Source organism: Acetobacterium wieringae (assembly GCF_001766835.1).
Taxonomy (GTDB): domain Bacteria; phylum Bacillota; class Clostridia; order Eubacteriales; family Eubacteriaceae; genus Acetobacterium; species Acetobacterium wieringae.
In genome coordinates this window covers 370,354-392,175 of the sequence record NZ_LKEU01000027.1, presented here as the reverse complement: position 1 = coordinate 392,175, position 21,822 = coordinate 370,354, and the positions used below count along the sequence as shown (strand labels likewise).

22 protein-coding genes and 1 other RNA gene are annotated in these 21,822 nt (G+C 46.8%); 9 read left to right on the top strand and 14 right to left on the bottom strand.

Going from position 1 to position 21,822, the window contains the following annotated elements; translation table 11 throughout:
• Positions 1-104: 104 nt before the first annotated feature.
• Together ACWI_RS08635 and ACWI_RS08630 are read right to left on the bottom strand one after the other, a co-directional pair.
• Positions 105-1,334, bottom strand: a complete 1,230-nt coding sequence (locus ACWI_RS08635; RefSeq protein WP_070371011.1) for a phenylacetate--CoA ligase family protein — start codon at positions 1,332-1,334, stop codon at positions 105-107.
• Between the two features lie 512 nt (positions 1,335-1,846).
• Entirely contained in the window at positions 1,847-4,000 is a 2,154-nt protein-coding gene (locus tag ACWI_RS08630; RefSeq protein WP_070371010.1) for an ATP-dependent helicase, read from the bottom strand.
• 218 nt (positions 4,001-4,218) lie between these two features.
• On the opposite strand from ACWI_RS08630, the gene ACWI_RS08625 reads away from it, so the two are divergent.
• Entirely contained in the window at positions 4,219-4,527 is a 309-nt protein-coding gene (locus tag ACWI_RS08625) for a hypothetical protein (protein ID WP_070371009.1), read from the top strand.
• Positions 4,528-4,608: 81 nt separating this feature from the next.
• Here ACWI_RS08625 and ACWI_RS08620 read toward each other — a convergent pair whose 3' ends face one another.
• The 3 genes from ACWI_RS08620 to ACWI_RS18490 all read right to left on the bottom strand — a co-directional run bounded on the left by ACWI_RS08620 (position 4,609) and on the right by ACWI_RS18490 (position 6,442).
• Entirely contained in the window at positions 4,609-5,160 is a 552-nt protein-coding gene (locus ACWI_RS08620) for a permease (RefSeq protein WP_070371008.1), read from the bottom strand.
• Complete coding sequence (locus tag ACWI_RS08615; RefSeq protein ID WP_070371007.1) at positions 5,157-5,636, bottom strand: permease; 480 nt, start codon at positions 5,634-5,636, stop codon at positions 5,157-5,159. The genes ACWI_RS08620 and ACWI_RS08615 overlap by 4 nt, the downstream gene beginning before the upstream one ends.
• A 395-nt stretch (positions 5,637-6,031) precedes the next feature.
• The gene (locus ACWI_RS18490) at positions 6,032-6,442 is read right to left on the bottom strand and encodes a methyltransferase domain-containing protein (RefSeq protein ID WP_084633587.1); all 411 of its coding nucleotides are present in this window, start codon (positions 6,440-6,442) and stop codon (positions 6,032-6,034) included.
• Between the two features lie 119 nt (positions 6,443-6,561).
• Between ACWI_RS18490 and ACWI_RS08605 the strand changes: the two genes are divergently transcribed.
• A complete protein-coding gene (locus ACWI_RS08605) occupies positions 6,562-7,422 on the top strand; it encodes a LysR family transcriptional regulator (RefSeq protein ID WP_070371006.1) in 861 nt (286 codons plus the stop codon).
• 100 nt (positions 7,423-7,522) lie between these two features.
• On the opposite strand, the gene ACWI_RS08600 is transcribed toward ACWI_RS08605, so the two are convergent.
• From ACWI_RS08600 to ACWI_RS08590, 3 genes are all read right to left on the bottom strand, one after another.
• The gene (locus ACWI_RS08600; RefSeq protein ID WP_070371005.1) at positions 7,523-8,662 is read right to left on the bottom strand and encodes a 1-propanol dehydrogenase PduQ; all 1,140 of its coding nucleotides are present in this window, start codon (positions 8,660-8,662) and stop codon (positions 7,523-7,525) included.
• Between the two features lie 228 nt (positions 8,663-8,890).
• Positions 8,891-9,156: signal recognition particle sRNA large type (ffs, locus tag ACWI_RS08595), an RNA gene on the bottom strand.
• A 62-nt stretch (positions 9,157-9,218) separates the two neighbouring features.
• On the bottom strand, positions 9,219-10,220 hold the full coding sequence (locus ACWI_RS08590) for a DUF3089 domain-containing protein (RefSeq protein WP_084633586.1): 1,002 nt from the start codon (positions 10,218-10,220) through the stop codon (positions 9,219-9,221).
• A 196-nt stretch (positions 10,221-10,416) separates the two neighbouring features.
• Here ACWI_RS08590 and ACWI_RS08585 point away from each other — a divergent pair, with 196 nt between their 5' ends.
• The 7 genes from ACWI_RS08585 (at position 10,417) to ACWI_RS08555 (ending at position 17,382) form a co-directional block, all read left to right on the top strand.
• A complete protein-coding gene (locus tag ACWI_RS08585) occupies positions 10,417-12,096 on the top strand; it encodes a 2-oxoacid:acceptor oxidoreductase subunit alpha (protein WP_070371004.1) in 1,680 nt (559 codons plus the stop codon).
• Between the two features lies 1 nt (position 12,097).
• Positions 12,098-12,949, top strand: coding sequence for a thiamine pyrophosphate-dependent enzyme (locus ACWI_RS08580; RefSeq protein ID WP_070371003.1), 852 nt, complete (start codon positions 12,098-12,100; stop codon positions 12,947-12,949).
• Positions 12,950-12,973: 24 nt separating this feature from the next.
• On the top strand, positions 12,974-13,408 hold the full coding sequence (locus ACWI_RS08575; protein WP_070371002.1) for a desulfoferrodoxin family protein: 435 nt from the start codon (positions 12,974-12,976) through the stop codon (positions 13,406-13,408).
• A gap of 288 nt (positions 13,409-13,696) precedes the next feature.
• Positions 13,697-14,932, top strand: coding sequence for an iron-containing alcohol dehydrogenase (locus tag ACWI_RS08570; RefSeq protein WP_084633585.1), 1,236 nt, complete (start codon positions 13,697-13,699; stop codon positions 14,930-14,932).
• Positions 14,933-15,166, top strand: a complete 234-nt coding sequence (locus tag ACWI_RS08565; RefSeq protein ID WP_070371001.1) for a MoaD/ThiS family protein — start codon at positions 14,933-14,935, stop codon at positions 15,164-15,166. It begins immediately after the preceding gene.
• Positions 15,167-15,176: 10 nt separating this feature from the next.
• Complete coding sequence (locus tag ACWI_RS08560; RefSeq protein ID WP_084633584.1) at positions 15,177-17,177, top strand: aldehyde ferredoxin oxidoreductase family protein; 2,001 nt, start codon at positions 15,177-15,179, stop codon at positions 17,175-17,177.
• Positions 17,170-17,382 carry a 4Fe-4S binding protein gene (locus ACWI_RS08555; RefSeq protein WP_070371000.1) on the top strand — a complete coding sequence of 71 codons (213 nt, stop codon included), beginning with the start codon at positions 17,170-17,172 and terminating at the stop codon, positions 17,380-17,382. The genes ACWI_RS08560 and ACWI_RS08555 overlap by 8 nt, the downstream gene beginning before the upstream one ends.
• 62 nt (positions 17,383-17,444) lie before the next feature.
• On the opposite strand, the gene ACWI_RS08550 is transcribed toward ACWI_RS08555, so the two are convergent.
• From ACWI_RS08550 to ACWI_RS08525, 6 genes are all read right to left on the bottom strand, one after another.
• On the bottom strand, positions 17,445-17,948 hold the full coding sequence (locus tag ACWI_RS08550; protein WP_070370999.1) for a GNAT family N-acetyltransferase: 504 nt from the start codon (positions 17,946-17,948) through the stop codon (positions 17,445-17,447).
• 131 nt (positions 17,949-18,079) lie between these two features.
• Positions 18,080-18,547, bottom strand: coding sequence for a GyrI-like domain-containing protein (locus tag ACWI_RS08545; RefSeq protein ID WP_175440922.1), 468 nt, complete (start codon positions 18,545-18,547; stop codon positions 18,080-18,082).
• Between the two features lie 249 nt (positions 18,548-18,796).
• A complete protein-coding gene (locus tag ACWI_RS08540; protein ID WP_070370998.1) occupies positions 18,797-19,702 on the bottom strand; it encodes an FMN-binding protein in 906 nt (301 codons plus the stop codon).
• 197 nt (positions 19,703-19,899) lie between these two features.
• Positions 19,900-20,484, bottom strand: coding sequence for a chromate transporter (locus tag ACWI_RS08535; protein WP_070370997.1), 585 nt, complete (start codon positions 20,482-20,484; stop codon positions 19,900-19,902).
• Complete coding sequence (locus ACWI_RS08530; protein ID WP_070370996.1) at positions 20,481-21,074, bottom strand: chromate transporter; 594 nt, start codon at positions 21,072-21,074, stop codon at positions 20,481-20,483. The genes ACWI_RS08535 and ACWI_RS08530 overlap by 4 nt, the downstream gene beginning before the upstream one ends.
• A gap of 10 nt (positions 21,075-21,084) precedes the next feature.
• Entirely contained in the window at positions 21,085-21,771 is a 687-nt protein-coding gene (locus ACWI_RS08525; RefSeq protein ID WP_139142341.1) for a 4'-phosphopantetheinyl transferase family protein, read from the bottom strand.
• Positions 21,772-21,822 lie beyond the last annotated feature (51 nt).

The following is a 21,822-nucleotide window of genomic DNA, read 5'->3' as shown; positions in this document are numbered from 1 at the left end:
GTGGCCGAATTCATTATACCCAATTCCGGATAAAAAATCAATTTTTCTGGCAACTTTTTAGAAAGACGGCTTTTCGAAACGATCTGATCCCCGGGGTTGTCTACTTAACTGAAACGACGATCAATGATCCGGATGCTTTTTTTCTCGGATCGGGGCAAGGAGCCAATCGAGCTGGCCTGGGGAATGACACTTAAGCCCACCCGGGATTTAAACTGACGTTTGACCTCCTCTTCGATTGCTTTTTGATCAATGCCGTTTAAGACTTCAAACGCCAGAACAACCCGGTCTTTACCGTCCTGATGATCGACCGTGGCCAGATATTCACTACTGACCCCCGCCACCGTTTTTAAGAGCTCGTCAATCTGGCCAGGGTAAATGTTGACCCCCTTGACCTTGACCATGTCGTCAGTGCGGCCAATAATCCGGTCATGGCGGGGAAAAACGGAGCCACAGGCACAGGGGCCGGGAATAAAGCGGGTGATATCATGGGTGCGGTAGCGCAACAGCGGTGCCCCCTCCTTTCGGAAGGTAGTGATCACCAGTTCGCCGTACTCGCCTTCCGGCACCGGTTTTAGGGTTTCCTGGTCAAGAATTTCAAAATACAGATAATCCGACCAGTAGTGCAGCCCGTCGTGTTCGCTGCAGTCAATGGAAATGCCCGGACCATAGATTTCGGTCAGGCCATAAATATCAAACAGCTCAATTCCCAGCTCTTCGGCAATCCGGCTGCGCATCTTGTCGCCCCAGCGTTCCGAACCGATGACACCCCGTTTTAAATGAATCTGATCGCCCAGATTCTGGTTGGCCACCTCTTCGGCCAGCAACAGAGCATAGGATGAGGTCGAGGCCAGCACCGTAGCTTTTAAATCGACCATCATCTGCAATTGTTTCTGGGTGTTCCCCGGCCCCATCGGAATCGCCATGGCGCCCATTTTCTCGGCCCCGGCCTGAAAGCCGATCCCGGCAGTCCAGAGCCCATAGCCTGGGGTAATCTGAATCCGGTCTTCATCGGTCATCCCGGCATAGTGATAACAACGGGCGAACATTTCCGCCCAATCAGCTACATCGCTGGCGGTATAGGGAATGATCACCGGCTGGCCGGTGGTTCCCGATGAAGAATGAATCCGTACCACCTCACTGTCCGGTACCGCCTGCAAACCGAGGGGATAGGCATTGCGGAGATCACCCTTATCAGTAAAAGGCAGCTGCTCAAAATCAGCCATGGTGTTAATATCATCCGCCACAATGCCAGCGGCTTTAAACCGTTGCTGATAAAAAGGACTCTTCTCTTCCAGTCGCTTGACCAGCGCTTGTAAATTTTTTAATGTTTCCATTGTTCTTTTCCTCTTTCCTGTAATAAAAAAAGACCCATCCCATTATTGTCTGCAACAATAAAAGGATGAGTCAAAATAACCCACGGTACCACCTTTATTCACAGGCTAATCTAACCTGTGCACTTGATCTGCAAATGCCATCACATCTGCCATCCCTTAACGTGGATGAAACGTTGTGAAATACTCAGGCCCTGCCCTTTCCTCACACCCTCAGGTGCCCATTATGCCAGTCCGCTTCCTGTTTGGCTCTCACCATCCCCAACTCGCTTTAAATGCGCTGCTGACTTTACTCCACCATCACCGGTTTGTTTTTTCTGAGTATAGCCCTAATTTATATTTTTGTCAAGAAAACATTGCTGATTTGACGATTTACAACAGCTGTACCAGTAACGACAAATCATGTTGTATGCATCACAGCGGACATGACGATAGCCTGTCCGAGTCTGCAGCATACAACAGATTAACAATTGACCGGTACGGCAGTTTGCCACAACCTGATTAAATACAACCCATCATTTAATCACACCGTTTTCCAGGCAGACAGCCAGATTCATTTTCTTTTCCCCGGCGCTCTCAAAATGGATACTGGCAATATTGCCGTTACGGGTCAGAATGGTACCGGCCCCAAAACGCTGATGGATCACTACCCGACCCTGCTGATAAGCCTGTAGATCGACGGTGGCGCCGCTGGCCGCACCGGTATGATAATCTTGCCATTTACCCTGCTGACGGCCAAAACTCTCACGATGCCGAAGCCCCGGTTTTTCGGTTGGCGATTTTTTTCGGGGCAGGCCATCAATTAAATAAGAAATAAATGGCGATGGTTTGATGTCCTTGTCCCGGTGTTTGACACAGAGAAATATCAGCTCCTGTTTGGCCCGGGTGGCGCCGACATAAAAGAGCCGGACTTCTTCGGCGTAGGCCTTGGCATCTTCCGGGGTATTGGAGACATTGGGAATCTGCCCTTCGGTGGCATCAATGATAAAGACCTTTTCAAATTCCAGCCCTTTGCTGGAATGGAGGGTCGACAGGGTCACTCGGGGTGTTTTCGCTTTTCTGGTTTGAGGCTCCTGCAGCTTTTCAGACAGCCTTTCCAACTTAGCAAAAAAGTCCGGAAAATTGTTAACCCGACCCCCGAGAATTTTAAGCACCGTCAGCTTCTGCTCTATACTTTCTTCTGATTGCCCGGAACTGATCCTGAAATTGAGATAAGAGCGGTACCCCAGGCTATCCAGAATCATCACAATTCCCCGCTGCGGCGGCACCGTCTGTAGTTTTTCAAACCCGGCCTTAAGCTCTTTGAGCCGTTTAACCTGCCAGGCCCGGTCGCCACTGATCTTGATCAGGGTGTCAAGGACATTTTCGCCAGGTTTATGTCGCCGCTCCAGCTGGTTGATGGTTTCCCGGGAGATGGCCGTATCCATCTTATAGTAAACCTGGGTGAATAAATTGATATCATCCGGATTAATTGCAAACTCATAAAAAAGCCGGATATCCTTAATTAGAAAATGACCGAAAAACTGTGGACTATGTTCCTTGATCTGATAAGTGATTCCAGCCACATCGAAGAGATCCACCAGGGGAATAGCCGACTCATTGTTGCGATAAAGCACCGCGATTTCCTTGCCTTCCCGGCGGATTGCTTCAATGATCAGCTGATACTGAGCGTCGCTGGACGTCACCCATTCCCGGGCAATTGGCACCCCAGTAAACGACCTGTCCCCAGGCACCACCATTTCTTTTTGGTAGCGCTCATGGTTTAGCTTGATAAAGGCATTGGCCTTGTCAACTATCTGCCGGGTGCTGCGGTAATTGGTTTCCATCAGCAAGACCTCGCCCTGGGGCCAGGTCTCTTTAAAGGTCAGTAAAGCCTCAGGAAAAGCGCCCCGAAAACCATAAATACTCTGATCCTCATCCCCCACCATAAAAAGATTCCCGTTTTTCCCGGTTAATAGTTCAATGATTTTAAACTGAATCTTTGACGTATCCTGGGCTTCGTCCAAATGGATATAGGTATACTTATTCTGAAAAAAGGCCAGCATTTCAGGGTACTTTTTTAATAGTCCCCAGGCATATTTTAATATGTCATCAAAATCCATCAGTTGTTCCTGGCGTTTATAGCTTTCATAGGCTTCATAGATTGCCAGAAAATCAACCTCCAGTGGTGGCAGCAGTTTTATTTCTGCCTCGGTCAGCATCATGTTTTTACAAAAGCCGATCCGTTGACAAATTTCGCCCAGTTCAACTTCCCCCGGATGCTCCTGAAAAAGCTGCCGGTATAACTCCCGGATCACCGGCGTGATATTCCCCAGTACCGTATGGGCCCGGCGTCGGTAGCTCCGCTCATAATGACGGATAACCCCCAAAGCAAAGCTGTGGATGGTGCTGAAATGGAGGGTTTTTGCCTGGGATTCGCCAAACAGTTTGGTATATCTGGCTTTTAAATCCCGGGCCCCCATCCGGCTGAAAGTCAGGGTCAGAATTTCCCCCGGATCGATTTGTAAAACCTCCAGCAAATAGGCGATCCGGCAGATAATCACTGTCGTTTTACCACTGCCCGGCACCGCCAGCAAGAGTCTCTGACCTCGGGTTCGCACCACCGCCTGTTCCTGCTGGAGATTTAGTTTTATTTGATAGGACTGTTTAAAGGTTTCAAAATTTTTCATGACCCCATTATAGCTGAAATATATTTTTTTATCCAGTCTATCAGCAGTCAGGCTATCACAATGTCTGCGTCAGCGCGCTAAAAAAAACCACATCGTTTCATTTCCCGACCACTAAAATTTGTTAAATCTTGATTTTCTAATAAATTACTCGTTTACAGCTATTCTTTTCGGGTATAATAAACTCAGAAACAATTTTGAAATAGGGAAGGAGTATGATTATGAGTTTTGAAGATGGAATGAAGGGGTTTACCTTTGGCATTATTTCTTTAATTTGTATTGGTGTCAATATCATTTTGACAACGATCGGTCTGAGTACCATCGCCTCAATTGTCAGCCTGGCTGGTCTAGTCACTGCCATCATGGCTTTTGTCTACGGCAAAAAAGAGTATGCCGCTGATCCGGATAATAAAAAAGCCAAGACCGGTAAAACCATTGGTCTGGTGCTGATTATTATCAACATCGTCTTTGCAGTTATTGCCATTGTGGCAATGATTGCACTGTTTGGCTTGGCAGCTTCACTGAGTTAAATTTTTCGAATCCACCATTAAATCAAAAGACACCTTCATCAATGAAAGGGTGTCTTTTTTATGTGGTGCTGCCACCGTTAGCTATTGATTCATCTTGCGGGCCAACTCATAGATCTGCCGCTCATCCGCATCGGTGAGAATTCTTTCCATACTATAGGCAATCACCAGTACCCCGATAACATCCATCACCAAACGGATCAGGGTAAACTGCCAGCCCATGGCCGCCACTTCAAAAAGCAGCAATGGTATTTTCATCGATGCCCAGGCCCCGACGATAATAAAAACATTGGCCAACCGACTGCCTTTGTTTAAGAATACCCCAGCCACCGGAAAGGCCCCGTAAAGCGGACCGGCGGCGGCAGCTCCCAGAAAGAATCCCAATAATACCCCAATAATCCCCGAATCTTTGCCCATGTATTTGACCATTGTTTCTTTTTTTACCCAGACATCCAATAGACCAATTAAAATAAAGATCGGCGGCAGTACCCCCAGCATTTCTAACACACTGCTGATTGCCAGGCTGTAGACCTGAACCCCCATGGCTGGTCTGACAGCCAGTATAACCAGGGTGACCGCAATCATTATCCCAAAAAAGCGATACCGCTTGACCAATTCGACGCTCTTCTTTTTCATGACAAAATCCCTCCAATGACCATTGCAACCAGAATCGAAAAGACCAATCCCATGCCATTTCTTAACAATGTGGCTTTTTTCCCAAAATATAAAACTTCAACCGGCATGGTCACAATTCCCACCATCATCAAACTGGATACAAAAGCACCGATTTGCATATAACCTGCGCCGTTTTGAAGTAGTGCCGCTGCCAGGGGAAAGGCCAGAAAACCCGGTATTAATGTAATTGAGCCAATCACTGTGGCAATGACCACCCCCACCCATCCTGAGTTTTCTCCGATCAATTGCGAAATTTGCTGCGGTGACAATAGGCTGAGGATCACCCCAATCAGCAACACAATCCCCAAAAATTGGGGCAAAATATTCTCAAAGGCTTTTAACGCCTTGATTAAGGCCATTTTTGTTTTTTCCCGGCTTTTGACCAAGGAAAAAACGAGCCCAATGGCCGCCAATCCATAAAAAACAATCGTCATCATATTTAATCCTCTTTTCCTTTTCTACATTCGATCCGGCTATTTCATCCCAATAAAAAATATCCGCTTAAATTCAAACAGAATCTTTCCGTCTTTCTGAACAGTATACCCCTTTTTTACCTCATTCAATACTTTATTATAGAATTCAGCCTTTTGATTCTCTGCGAATCGATTGGCATAAGGCCTTAAGCCGGTACTCATACAAAATTCTAAAATATCTTCATGGCCATTCATCTGATGAAAATAGTTTGTTTGCCATAATTCGATTTTAGAAAAATGATTGGTCAATATATCGTAATAAAATCCCGGTGCATAAGACCGGTGTAAATCTTTTTCAATTCCCTTGAATATATCTGGATCATATGTCTGCACGGCTTTTTTTATACAATCAGCAATCGTCATCGCCGAAAATAGGGGATTTGAACCGCTAATAATCCTTTTGGCAGCAACATGCCACTTAAGTTTTTTATCACCTTTGCCTGATTTTCAAACCATTGCAGGGCAGCGTTTGAAAAAATCAGATCAAACTGTCCTAAATCATCCATCGGTTTGCTGCAGTCTCTTTCCAGCCAGGTTACATCTTCCACCGTTTCTTTTGCTTGAGTTAACATTGATGGTGATGAATCTGCTCCGAAAATTTCAGCTTCTTTAAAGCGATTTCGCAATGGCAACGTACTCATTCCCGATCCGCACCCAATATCGATGATCCGTTTAAAGGAATCGCCTTCGATTCTATTTACCAGATCGATTGACGGTTGTGCCCGCTCTTTTTCAAATTGACGATACAGTGTTACATTCCAATCTTCCATCTTTGATCCTCCCGAGAATTCTTTTTTGGATTGATTGTTTAATTATAGTGGATATTGTATAATTTGTGAAATAGATCTTATCGATCTTATTAATTCGAATTATTGATCAAGGAGTTCTTATGGATACCCAGCATTTAAAAACATTTATCCAATTGTCATCCACCAAGAATTTTACGCAGACTGCCAAATTGCTTTTTGTGGCCCAATCCACCGTTACCAACCGGATCGCTGAGCTGGAAAAATCCCTGGGAAAACCGCTGCTGATTCGGGATAAAAAACAGGTTGTCTTAACACCCGAGGGACAATTATTTTTAGGCTATGCCAAGCGTCTTCTGGAACTGGAAGAAAGTGCCATCGAACAAATCAATGCCTCTAATTTTAGCCGCAAAGTACTACGTTTTGGAACCACCAACTCGATTTATGAAAATTATTTGTATCCCCTGATCCGTTCGGTGCTGACCAACGATCTGAATATGTCTACCAAAATCATTATTAATCATTCCTTTGAAATACTTTCATTTCTTCAGGACGGTTTAATCGACATCGCTTTTACCTATATTCCTTTTACCAAAAACGGCTATATTTGTACACCCTTCAAAGAAGATGAGCTGATTCTAGTAACCGCCAAAAGCAATGCCGATTTTGCTGGCGGCATTGTTCAGAAAGATCTGATTGCTCTTGATTATCTTTTCTGTAATTTTGCTCTCCAGAAAGTTGGGCTGTTCATCCGTGAATTATTTCCACCTCACCATCAATTCAAATTTGAAATTGACAATAGTAGTAAACTGATTCCCTTCTTATTAGATGGTATTGGCTATAGTTTTTTGCCTAAAAGTCTGATTTCTCATTACTTAGAAAACCACTCGCTGATTTCAATCCCGTTATTGGATTTCAACACCCCCACTATCAAAAGTTATTATACCTATAAAGAAGATGATGCCGTTGTTTTATCTAAAATCATTCCGTTGATTAAAGCCTAGTGGGTTATCGAAATAACCCCCTCAAGCAAAAAACACCCAGTTAAAGACAAAGGTCTTTAACCGGGTGTTTTTTGCTTGATACTTTTTTTTGGCAATTTATTTAGAATCCATAATAGGCCTGATCCATAACGCCTCCCAGTTTTTCTCTGGTCACTTCCACCGGGTTGGTCGTGGTGCAGATATCAGCCATGGCCTTGTCGAGCATTTCTTCCCGGGCGCCCAGATAATCCGCTTCCGAAACCCCTGAGGCTTTTAGCGAAGCGGGAATATTTAAAGAAGCACTGAGCGCTACCACACTGTTATAAAGGGTTTCGGTGGCGTTACCGGAGACATTCAAAATACCAGAACCACTTAACAACCGGGCATACTGATGCTGAACCTTTTCGTCCTGACCGTTAAATTTGATCACATAGGGCAGAACAATGGCATTGGCCAATCCATGGGGCAGATGGAACATCGCACCAAAGGCATGGGCAATACTGTGGGTAATACCCAGACCGGCACTGTTAAAAGCAATCCCGGCCATACAGGAGGCAATCTGCATGCTGCCCTTGGCTTCCAGATCGGAGCCATTCACATAACTGGGATAGAGGCTGCGGAAAACCAGTTCCACGGCCTTATTGGCATAACACCGGGCAAAGGGATTGTTCTGGGTGGAAATAAAAGCTTCAATGGCATGGGTCATGACATCCATTCCGGTTGCGGCGGTGGCCCCGGCTGGGACGCTTTCAATCAGCTGCGGATCAAGAATCGCCTCATCCGGCATCATCAGGATATCGGTTAAGGGAATTTTGGTATTCTTCTGTTTGTCGGTGATGACTGCATATTCGGTGACCTCAGAGCCTGTTCCGGCGGTGGTCGGAATAGCAATAAAAGTCGGTTTATGAACATAGCGGTCTTCGAAAAAGATCCGTTTGAAATTGACGCAGTAAAAAATAATCGCCTTGGCGGCATCAATGACCGATCCCCCACCAATGGCTATCAGCGCATCGGGTTTGTTCATGATGATATGCATCAGTCCTTTTTCGACGATTTCGGTAGAAGGATCAGACTCAATGTCAGCAAAAACATGATACGTAATCCCTTTGGCATCCAGTTCATCGGTCAATTTTTTTAGCAAGCCAAACTTGACCATCCCCTGGTCAGTGGCAATACAGACATTTTTAAAATTATGTTTCTCAATTTGTTTCAGGGAACCTTCCCCATAATAAATTGCTGGCTTCACTTGAAAAAATCGCATGGGTTTTTCCTCACATTCTTAATTTAAACTTTCGTTACGGTTCTTTCTGCCACAGCGGTATCCGATTCTGGTCAGATTGAACTTTTTTCATTATAGCAAGAATGCTTGTTAAAATATAGATTATCCCTAATTTTTATTCCATGATGACCATTAAGTATCATGATTCTGCCGCAACGCAAAAAGTCTATCGGATACCAAACTCTGTTTGACATTCAATAGACTTTTTTGTCGTGCACCCCACTTCGACTACCAATTTCCAAGCGTTACACAGGTAGTTGGCTCAAATCAGATAATCCTCCGGCACATAGAAGATCCTACTTACCGCTGCTTCATTCCTGACCTGACGGGGTTCATAAGTTTCTATTGCGAAGGGTCCAACTCTCAACGCCACTTTCCTCTGGCAGACCTCAAACCCTGGCGCCTCGATGGGGAATTCAACCCTGCTACAGCGGATTGCAGGTTACAAAGCACCGCTAACTCTCCATCTAGCACGACCTGTATATTATAGCCTATTAATTTGTAATTGACAAGACAAAATAAATCACTTAAGAAAGTCTCAGGATGCCTTGCTCAGATAATTAGCAATCCGCTGGGTGACGTTTTCCTGGAGGTTGCGATAAAAGAACTGGTAATCATAAAGATGGTACACGCCATCCGAAAAAATATCCAGCACCGGGGGATAATCGGCCACTGCGACATCGGTAACCCGAAGTGTACCCCGGGCGGGATCCAGATAGGCCCCAGTCAGGTTGGGAATCTCTTTGATGATGGCCCCGGTGTAGTCGGTAAAGACGGCCCCCCGATTTTCTGCAGCCGTTGCCGGGGTACTGTCGGTTTTCCAGTTCAAGGGATTAATCCCCAGGGTTTGGTCGGGAACAATTAGCGACGTTTCAACCCCCACCGCCTCGGAATTAAAGCTGACAATCACCCCGGTATCACCGGCCTGCTGGGCCATTTTCAGATGCGGATACTGAGCCAGATCCGCCGGCGTCACCCGCCAGCCAATTAAGTAGGCGGCCACCAGTTGCTCGCTTAAGGCCGGATCGGAAAATTTCTCTTCCAGCAACCGCAACAGCATTTCTGATCCCTGACTGAACCCAGCCAGCACAAAGGGGCGGCCCTGATTGTAATCTTCCATGTAAATATCAAAAGCTTGAGCGACATCGGCATAGGCCAGATCAAAATACGGCTCGGCTTTATCCGGATCCATAGTATAGGCATTCAGTCCGGCCTGGCGGTAATAGGGGGCAAAAAAATTGGCTGACCCGTCATACAGTCCCTTTTCCATGGTGGTAGCCCCCAAAAACTGGGCTTTGGTAGTTTCGTCGGTCAGATCCATGGAATGAACCTCAGCCGTGCCCAGATAAACAGTCGGCGCCACAAAAAATACATCGCACGCCTTGATACGGTCGCTTTCAATCGGCAAATAGGCCCAGTTCTCCGGCTTGCTGTAATCCACCGACACTGCTGACTGGACACAACCTCCCAGAAGCATCCCCATGAGAATCAGAACCGATAAAACTGCAAGCGATCGCTGGCGCTTTGTTTGTGTTGACATAATTTTCCCCCTTTTATTTCGAATTCATTGCTACTACCTATTCTATCTTTTTTGATCAGCCAAATCAAAACTTTTTAGCCATCCTGAATTAAAATGCAAGAAAATCAGAATCATTCTTTTAGAACTCCAATAATTGGGTAATCAGTAACAAAGCCTATTTTCTTTTGGGCTATTATCTTTGAATGGAGGGTTTTGTATGTATAACATACTTTTAGGCGGCGCCGCTGGCGATGGCATTGAAACAATGTCCGCAATTTTTGAAAAAATGCTGAAACAATCGGGTTGTCATCTTTTTACAATCCGTGATTTTATGTCCCGGGTCCGAGGTGGCCACAATTTCACCCAGATCCGCTTTGGTAATCAACCCTTTCACGCCCATCGGGACACCTTGAACGGAATCTTTGCCATCGATGAGACCACCTATTTGGAACACCAGTCCCGATTATCCTATGATGGCTTTATTTTATGCGATGAATCGTTAGCAATTGATGATTTCAGGGCCATTAAATGCCCCCTGAAAAAGACTGCTGCCAACCTTGGCAATCCCAAGGTTATCAACAGCGTGGCTACCGGAGCCCTGCTGAAACTTTTTGATATGCCCCTTGACCAGGCTGCGGATATTTTAAAAGCCAGTCTCCGGGATGATCTGGTCGAAGTCAACCTGTCCGCCATCAAAATGGGTTATGATTTATTAAACGCCACTCATCATCTATCGCCAGTTGAAACGTCAGAACAGCTTTTACTGTCCGGCAATACCGCCATTGGCCTGGGGGCGGTAGCCGCCGGAATCCGGTTTTACTCGGCCTATCCGATGTCACCATCGACCAGTCTGCTTGATTTCTTTAATGCTCAAAGTAGCGCCATGGCCATTGCCGTCGAACAGGCTGAAGACGAAATTGCCGCCATCAACATGGCCATTGGAGCCGCCTATGCCGGAGCCACTGCCATGACTGGCACCTCCGGCGGAGGCTTTTCGCTGATGGTGGAAGCCCTGGGCTTTGCCGGTATTGCTGAAATCCCGCTGGTGGCAGTTGATGTCCAACGTCCCGGACCGGCCACCGGTTTTCCCACCCGAACTGAACAAAGTGATCTGAAATTTGTCATCTCGGCCTCCCAGGGGGAATTCCCCCGGATGGTCATCGCCCTGCGGGATCATGCCGATTGTTTCTATCAGACTGCCCGGAGTCTGGCCCTGGCCAAGAAATACCAGCTCCCGGTAATTCTCTTAAGCGACCAGTATCTGGCCGATTCCACCACCACCGTCCCGCTTTTTGATGTCAATAAAATTGTCCACTTTGACCAACCAGGCCCGATGGTTCCGGCAACGGATGATTTGCCATATCAACGCTATGCCCTCACTGAAAACGGCATCTCACCACTGGCCATCCCGGGGAAAAGCCCGGCCCTGGTCCGGGTGGACAGTGATGAACATGATCCCTGGGGCCAGATTACCGAATCGGCAACCATCCGCAATCAGATGGTCAATAAACGGCAAAATAAACTAAACGCCCTAAAAGAAGAACTGATCGAACCGGAATTCTGGGGCTCCCATCAATGCCAGTCGCTGCTGGTAGGGTTTGGTTCCACCAGCGGAGCCATTAAAGAAGCCATTGATATTCTCAATCAGAACGAAAATAACTATGGGGCCCTGATTTTTGGCGATATTTATCCCCTGCCAACCGAACGGCTTCGTCATTTTGCCGCCCAGGTGGTCGATATAATCAATGTCGAACAAAACGCCACCGGCCAACTGGCATCGTTAATCCGGGAAGAAGCGCTGATCAACTGCGACCACAGCATTCTCAAATATGATGGCCGCCAGTTATCTGTAGACGATATTCTCAATGGTATTAAAAATCTTAAAGGAGGCTTTTGACATGAACAAACCAGCATTTACCACCTACGATACCGCCTGGTGCCCTGGCTGCGGCAACTACGCCATTCTCGAGACCCTCACCGGAGTGTTGAATCAGCTGGCTACCCCACCCCATCAGGTGGTTCTGGTCGGAGGGATCGGTCAAGCCGCCAAAACCAATCAATACATCACTGCCAATGGCTTTAGTGGGCTCCATGGCCGTTCTCTGCCAGCGGCGGCCGCCATTAAAATTGCCAACAATGATCTGACCGTTATTGTTAATACCGGTGATGGTGATTCCTACGGCGAAGGGGGTAATCACTTTCTTCATAACATTCGCCGTAACGTCGATATTACTCATTTTGTCCACGACAATCAGATCTATGGCCTGACCAAGGGCCAGCCCTCGCCCACCTCCGACCCCTGCGATCCGCTTCATAAAGCGGCTGCCTGTAACATGGGCGCAACCTTTAATCCACTGTTGGTTGCCCTGGCCGCAGGCGCCACCTTTGTGGCCCGTTCCTTTTCCGGCGACAAAAAACATCTGGCCGACATGATGGCCGCCGCAATTAAGCATCCCGGCTACGCGTTGGTCGATATCCTCCAGCCCTGTGTCAGCTTTAATAAAATCAACACCTTTGCCTACTACAAGCAACGGGTGAAACCCCTGGATGATCGCCATGATCCAACTAATAAACTGGCCGCCATCGAAAAGGCAATGGAATTCGGTGACACCATTCCGATTGGCATCCTTTATCAACAAGCCACCCCCACCTACGCCGATAAGCGCCCGGAACTTTTTGATAATATTCCCCTTGCTGATAAACACGTTCCCCAGAACGCTATCGAGACCTTGATTAAAAGCTATATCTAAAATCAAGAAGAAAGAGGTAATCGTATGGATCCCAAGTTATTTTACCAATGCAACGACTGCAACGCCGTGCTGTTGGAACTAAACGGCACCCTAACTCAATACTGCAATCACTCGCAGACGCTACTGGCCCCCAATACCGTTGATGCCACCAAAGAAAAACACCTTCCAGTGCTTGTTTTTTCGGACCACCAGCTTCAGGTTAAGGTAGGAAGCATTCCCCATCCGATGACAACCGATCACTCCATTTTATGGATCTTCGTCCAAACCCGAAACGGTGGCCAATATGTGCAATTGACCCCCGAACATCCGCCGGAAGTCTTTTTCACCGTCGAATCACTGGATGTTATCCGGGTTTATGCCTATTGTGATGTTCATGGCCTCTGGATGGTCAACAATGCCGAGCTGGATTATGAAGAAATTGTCTGCTCCCCTGAGTTCCCCCAGGGCTGTATTGAATAATAACCCGCCTTTTTTGGTGTCGTTACTGGTTTACTTAAGCCTTTATGATGACCTGTCATCACCGGGTTCCGGGTCGAAACCGACCCGATCCCGGATTTATCCCAAAAATGTCAAAATTCTTTATAAAAACTTAAGTTTCAGCCATTTAATTTCTTTATTTTTCGTTGTGATATAATGAATAACATATTTAAGCCAAGGGATGATTCCTGAACGATAATAAACTTGACCTTGTGCTTTCGATCCCTAAAGCTCTAATCAATGCTACCGTAACAAAATGGAGGTTATCTGATGCAAAGAGTACTTAAGACCATTCAAAATGCTCCTTACCGCAGTTCTCAGTTAGTCATGAAGCAAGTCGCCCAGGTGTTGCCCCTGCCGATTCCTCCGGTCCTCCAGGGCCCTGGCATGGTTCGCCGTTTTCCCGAAATCATTGCGATTTCCGGGGTGAATAAAGTTCTGGTTGTCACCGACAAACCCCTGCATAAAATGGGTTTGCTGGATTCCTTTTTATGTGCTCTGGAAACCAATGGCATCGACGCCATCGTTTTTGACAAGGTTCAACCCAATCCCACTTTCGAAAATGTCGAGGACGGTCTGGCTCTGTATTACAGTTCCAACTGCCAGGGTGTAGTCGCTTTTGGCGGTGGTTCTCCCATCGACTGCGCCAAGATTATTGCCGCCAAAGTCACCAACCGCAAAAGTATTGAAAAAATGCGGGGGCTGTTTAAGTTGACTCGGAGATTGCCGCCTTTTTTTGCCATCCCCACCACTGCCGGTACCGGTTCTGAGGCAACCATCTGTGCCGTAATCACCGATCTTAAAAATCATGAGAAATTTGTAATTAGCGATCCCAAACTGGTTCCCCTGGCTACGGTTTTTGATCCGGAGCTCAGTGTCGGTCTGCCCCCTTCCCTGACAGCCACTACCGGAATGGATGCCCTAACCCACGCAGTGGAAGCCTACATCGGAAAATACGACACTGCTTTTGTTAAAGAAAAAGCCCTGAATGCCACTGAAATTATTATCAATAATCTTGAAGATACCTATCATAATGGCCAGGATTTGGAGCTCCGTCTGAAAATGGCTCAGGCTTCCTTTGATGCTGGATTGGCTTTCACCCGAGCCTATGTGGGCTATGTCCACGCCATTGCCCATGCCATGGGTGGCTTTTACGGGGTTCCCCACGGTTTAGCCAATGCCATTATTTTGCCCTACATTCTTGAGTTTTCCAAAAAAGCCGCTGAAAAAAAACTGGCCGAACTGGCTTTCTATGCCGGTCTGGGCGAAGCCATGTATGATGACGAAACCCTGGCGGAACTCTTCATCGAAAAAATCAAATCGATGAACCTCCATATGGGTATCCCCACCACCATTTACGCTCTGAAGGAAAAGGATATTCCCGAACTGGCCAAGCGGATTCTAAAAGAAGGGAATCCCACCTACCCGGTTCCCCGGATCATGAATTATCAGGAATGCTGCGACATCCTGAGACTGCTTTGCCCGGAAAGAACTCCCGAGGCTTAGATGAAAGTCCAGGTCTTTCCCCCACCCCTTGCCAGCCTGACCCATCTGGATGAGGATGGTATGATGACATTACCCCCAGGCGCTCGATTATTGACTGTTTACCGCCAGCTGAAAATTCCCCTGGTGCTGCAGCCGCTGCTGATCTGCCATGTCAATTACCAACGAGTCAAATTAAGCACCCCGTTAAAACACGGCGATGTGATCAGTTTTATACTGCCCCTGGCGGGAGGATGAGAGGTATTTTTTGAAAGGTTATTGCGGAACAATCCTGATGGTGGATCTCTCAAATTCCACCTTTGACGAAATCAAAATTCCCGATACGGTATATGAACATTTTCTTTCCGGGGTCGGTCTGGGAGCCTATATTTTATACAAATATATACCTGGCGGAGCTGATCCCCTGGGGCCTGACAATATTCTCGGCTTTGTCAGTGGTCTCCTCACCGGCACTGGTAGTTTTATGACTGGCCGCTGGCTGGCAGTCTGTAAATCGCCACTTACCGGGGGCTTCGGTGACGCCAATTGTGGTGGCACCTTTTCGCCAGCCATTAAACAATGCGGTTATGATGGCATCTTTTTTAAAGGCCAGGCTCCCAAACCGATGCTGCTCTATATTGATAACACCGGCCCCCAGCTCATGGATGCCGGTATGCTCTGGGGGCTGGATACCGTCGCCACCGAAGCGGCCATCAATCAGATGATTACCGCCAACAAAAAGCTGGCAATTGCCACCATTGGCCCGGCTGGTGAACACCAATCGCAAATCGCCGGGATTTCCAACGATGGCGGCCGAATGGCAGCCCGTTCCGGGGTAGGTACGGTGATGGGTTCTAAAAAACTGAAAGCCGTTGTTCTGGCAGGTTCAAAGATGATCCGTTCTGAGAATCCAGAAACCCTCAGAGCCATCAGCCAGGACTATGCCCGAAAAATCAAAGCTTCCAACTTACCACCACTGACGACCGGGGCAATCTTACCTTTGATGGGCAAATCCATGGTTGCCACGGATAAAGCAATCCCCATCGACGGTATGTTATCCACGGCTATCATCAAAAAATGGGGAACTGGTTTTACCAATACGATGGGGATGTCCATGGGTGACACGCCTGTAAAGAATTGGAAGGGTTCGATCACCGATTTCCCTTATCGCAAGTATCGTCAAATGAATCCGGATCTTATTCAAAAACATGAAAGGCAGAAATATCACTGTTATTCCTGCGTCATCGGCTGTGGGGGCCTGTGCGATATCAGCGCGGTAAGCAAAGGTCGCTTCACCCATACCCACAAGCCCGAGTATGAAACAGTCGCCGCCTTCGGTGCCCTGCTTCTCAATAAAGACCGGGATTCCATCTTTATGATCAATGAGCTCCTCAATCGGGGTGGGATGGACAGCATCTCTGCGGGAAACACCATCGCCTTTGCTATGGAGTGTTATGAAAAAGGCTGGTTAAGTCCGAAAGTCACCGGCGGCCTGGATCTCTCCTGGGGCAATGCCGCTGCCATTATTACCCTGGTTGAACAGATGATTGCCGGAACCGGTTTCGGGGCAATTTTACAACACGGTGTTAAAAAAGCCAGTGAAATTTTAGGTGTCGAATCAGCGCCCCTGGCCGTCCATGCTGGTGGTCAGGAACCCGGTATGCATGATCCCCGGCTCGATCCAATCCTCGGTATTCATTATTCCTGCGACCCCACCCCCGGCCGCCACACCATCGGTGCTGGCAGCTATTACACCTATATGCGAATCTGGGAGGATGTCACCTGGGCGCCCAAGGTCAAACTGGGGGAGGATAAAAATAGCGAATACGAGGCGACCAATCAGGTCGGCCTCAAGTCCATGATTAATGCCTGCAACAAACAAATTCTGGATGGCTCCGGTGGTTGTTTTTTTGCGCTGGTCAGCGGACTGAATCACTTTAAACTATTTAACTATCTCAATGCTGCTACCGGCTGGAATAAGACCCCCAACGAATACATGACCATCGGTCTGCGGATGCAAACCCTGCGCCAGGCCTTTAACGTCCGGGAGGGGATCAATCCCAGGGATTTTAAAATGAATGACCGTCTCAGCGGCAAACCGCCCTTGACTGAAGGACCATTAAAAGGTAAGCAGTTTAACATGGATGAAATGATGAGCATTCACTACCAGTTTATGGGTTGGGACAAAAAAACCGGCATCCCCACCAAAACGACCCTGGAGGATCTGGGCTTTTGCGATCTGGAAATGGAGGGCATAACCCATGGCTGATAAGAAAAAACCGGTTATCAACTATGAACTCTGTATGGCCTGCGGGATCTGCTCCGGCGATTGCCCTTTAAGCTGCATTGTCCTACGAAAAACCGACATCGACAGCTACCAGAAAGCCTATCCGGTGCTGGATGAATACTATCGCTGTACCGGCTGCACCCGTTGCGCCAAAGCCTGCCCGATGGAAGCGATACAAATGATCTAATCAAAAAGATGCTGAATGATTTTTACCTCATCCAGCATCTTTTTGCCATTTTATTATTCTATTTATTTAATCAGGGCATACATGCAATAGTCAGTGATCTTACCGTTTTTGAATATCGCTTTCTTACAGATTCCTTCCAGCTGGAAGCCTGCCTTTTCCAGCGCTCTTCGGGAACCGATATTATCAACGAAAGGACGACTATAGATTCTAAAAATATCAAAATTGGCAAAACCATTTTCACAGGTTTGCATAATCGCTTTGGTCATAATCCCTTTTCCCCAGAAAGGTTCGCCCAACCAATACCCCAATTCGGCCGTCTTGCAGCTGACATCATCCTGCAGCAGCAATCCTACCGAACCAATCGGTTCATTGTCAATGACAATGGCTTTAATTGACTGTTTGGTCTGGTCACGGTGCATACACTGGTCAATAAACATATGGGCATCATCCAACGTGTAGGGTGATGGAAACGAGTTTCGCAAGAAGCAGGCAACCTTGGGGTTATTGGCATAGCGAACCAAATTTTCCGCATCATCCAGTTTCCAATCTCTTAATTCAAATTTCATCTTTCTTCCTCCTGTATAGAATTAGTCATGCTATGTCAAACCAATGCCCTGGTAAAAAAAAGAGCTTTTGTCTGGCAAAAACATGCGAGTTGACATTTTTTGACAGAGAAGTTACCTCTTTGTAAAGCTGATTATTCATTCTTAATCGGCATTACAATTTTAGTGAGCCATTCGCTTTCCGGAAACGCCGGATCATTATAATAATATTCGTAGGCAATTCCTTCCGGTTGACAGTGATTGGTCTCAAACCATTGTGCCATCTCCCCATAAACCGGTTCCATTTCGGCGTAAGGCCCCCGATACATACAAAAGATGGTTTTTCCTTCCGGAATCAGGCCCGGTTTGACATCGCCCTGTCCGGGAAATGGTTTGGCGACCGGAAATCCGATTTCTACATCAAGTTGCTGCATATCCATGTTATGATAAGCAACAAATGGTACATCAGTCATCAATTCCCCGATCTCGTTGAGATAGGCAACAATCTTTCCGTAGCTCTCACCGATTAACTGCGGCAATTCTTCGACCCTGGTAATCGTTCGAATAACCAGAGTGGGCTGTTCCCTCTGTTTGATCGTTTCAATATTTGACATTTTCGGCATGTCTGACCCTCCTTAAAATTTTTTAACTAAACTCAAATTGCGCTTTTTAAATATTGTTACCCTCTTTTTGCCTAAATATTGAAATAATTTTATATTAAAAAACACCCCTGTTCTTTAAATTTCATTCGTTAAGAAACTTAAAGAACAGGGGTGTCTTGTCGTTTATGACCACAACTGAAAAGACTTTCAATTGTCTAAACAGGTTATTCTGATTTTTTATTCGTGGTGACTAACATCAACTTTACCATCTTACAGGCTGGGTAAGGTTCCCGAAATCACGGCTGGCTCCAGCGCATTGATAACAGCCTGCATAATTCCCGTTGAGGTGTAGGTTGCCCCGGAAACGGTATCAACCAGCGGAGTCTGGGCGGCAATGATGGCGGCCGGTACCGCATCAATGGCCTTGCCATAATATTTGACATTGTTTTCATTATGAGAAACCACCGACACATCAGTAATCACATTTTCAGCCACCGTCACACTAACGGTCAGCTCCGGTCCGTAACCTTCGGCCACCCCGGTATAGGTGCCATCCTGCAAATCGACGCTGCCCAAAAATAGATTGGCTTTGGTCACCACCGTATCGGTCACCGAGGCATCCGGTGTCGTTACCGGGGTGCTTTCCGTTGTCGATGCACTGGAATTTTCTGTGGTTACGGAATTGCTCTGATCAGCGGCTGTCGCCGAAACCGTTTTTGTGCCATATAATTTTTCCACCGAAGCCTCCACTTCCTTTAACGAACTGTTAAAAAAAGCTTCTGGGCCCATGATTCCGCCAACCTCCCAAAGATGAACCCCCAGAAAAACAATCAGTACCACGGTTAACCAGCGGTGTGGTTTAATCCAGGCACACTTACCCCGCAGCATTTTTCTGAGAAAATAGGTTAGTCCCAACAGAACTCCCATGACCATACAGAGGGTTCCAAAGTTAAATGACAGAATTGCTCCCGAGGAAAAGAACCCATGAACACAGGCGGTGATCACAAAAGCGATTCCCATGGTTTTATGTGAATTTCTCAGATTTCGATTGATTTTTGCGATGAATTCATTTTTTCTGGTGCCCTTATTGACAATTCGCAATAAGTAGATGATGGCCAACAAAGCGGCAAAAATGACGCTTAGCCAGGCCGTTAATACATTAATGATAACAGTCATCTCAATTCCTCCTTTTTTATTTATCATAGCAGGCGATTATGACATCTTTGTGTCAATTTCATTAATATATCATGCTTTTGTGATGTTTCTGTGATCATCACACCCTTTTAATTATTCCTTAAGTCATTTCTGCCAAAATCGCATCGGCGTTTTTGACAAAAAAATAAGACCTACTGCATAGCAGTAGATCTCGGTACCTAATAAAACATCGGCACTACCCCAAAAAACAACATCCCCAAGGCCGCAGAGATCAGAATCAGTTTGATCGGATGGAGTTTGTAGCGGAAATAGACAAAGACACCAATACTAAAAATAATAATTTCCAGATATTGGAGACTGGCAAAGAAATCGCTGACCGAGTGAATTTTGGCCTCATGACCAATAAACCCACTGGACATCAACAGCAATACTGCCGAGGCAATCAACCCGATTACCACCGGTCGCATTCCATAAAGAGCGCCCTGCACCCATTTGTTCTGCTGAAAGTTGGTAAACGCTTTGGCAATCAGCAAAATAATGATAAATGAAGGCAACACCACCGCTGTGGTGGTGGTCAGTGCTCCCGGAAGCCCCCCCATCTCCATGCCCACAAAGGTGGCAATATTTACCGCAAAGGGCCCCGGAGTCGATTCCGCCACGGCAATAAAATCAGTCAGCTCCAATAGCGTCAGCCATCCGTGAGCCACCACTTCCTGCTGAATCAGCGGAATCATCGCATATCCGCCGCCGATGGTAAACAAGCCGATTTTGAAAAAGGTGATAAATAAATCGAGATACATCATTTTTTCACCTCGTCACGTTTATCATGCGCTTGTTTTCGGTTTAACCAGACCTGATATAAAAGGCCCGATACAGCACCACCCAGTAACAGGTAAATGACATTGATGTCAGTAAAGGAAGCTAGACAAAAGGCCAGCATCAAGATCAACACCGTCAGGGGTGTGTACTCCCCCTTTTTGCCCATTTTAACCACCGCCCCCAGAATTAACACAATAACCCCGGCCCGAATCCCTTTAAAGGCATACCCTACCCATTCCAGGCTTTGAAACTCCTGGAAGAACAGAGCAATTACACTGATAATTGTAAAGGACGGAATCACCACCCCAAGGGTTGCCAACAAAGAACCCCAAAAACCAGCCACTTTGTAACCAACAAAGGTTGCCGTATTGATGGCAATGACTCCGGGGGTGGCTTCGGCGATGGCAAAAATATCCAGAATATCCTCGCTTTTTATCCACCGATGCCGTTCGACTGTTTCGTATTCGATCAGTGGGATCATCGCATAACCGCCACCAAAGGTGAACAGACCGATTTTAAAAAAGGTAATGAACAGGGTTTGCAGTTTTTCCTTTTGATTTGTTGATATTCCCATTAATTCGCTCCTATAATGTGATCCATTCCAGACACTCCTGAAAAGCACCTGTATCCGTGACAGCCCAGATAACATAACCTTCCAGCTCCGGATAATTTTTAATCACCACGGATATTCTATCCCCTTCAGAGATGCTAGCCGTTGCGGCGGTTATTGCCGTTTCCCGGTGACAATCGATCGCAAAAGTATGTAGCGGTAAAGCAAAGCCCTTGCCAGTGTATTTCATATACGCTTCTTTTAGCGCCCAGAGATCATAAAAACCCTGCTGCTGTTTTTCCTGTGGCAAAGTCAGGAGCCAGTCTACTTCACTCGGGGCAAAAAAACGTTTAGCCAGCCTTAGTTTCGGCTGAGCCATTTTTTGAATGTCCACCCCCACCGGTCGGGAACCCAGACCGCAGACCACATAATCGCAGGAATGGGAGAGATTAAAGCAAATCTCCGGATAATCAACCAGCCATGGTTTACCAGCTGCTCCGGCCGAAAGCATAAGTGGTCCATCGATACCATAACTCTGGGCTACCGCCTTTTGCAATAATATTTCAGCACCCACCGATAGCGCCTTGGCTGCCGGGGTTTTTAACCGCCGGGCTTTTTTCTGCCGTTCTGTTGATACCGCCCTCAGGGCTGCTGCTAAACGGTGGGGTTTAGATAAGCTGCGGACATCGGCGATAAAAATCCGGTTTTTTTGGTTTTCCATTTCTTCTCCCTTGCTGACCTGATTCTTTCGTTGGCCAATCCCGCTTACCAC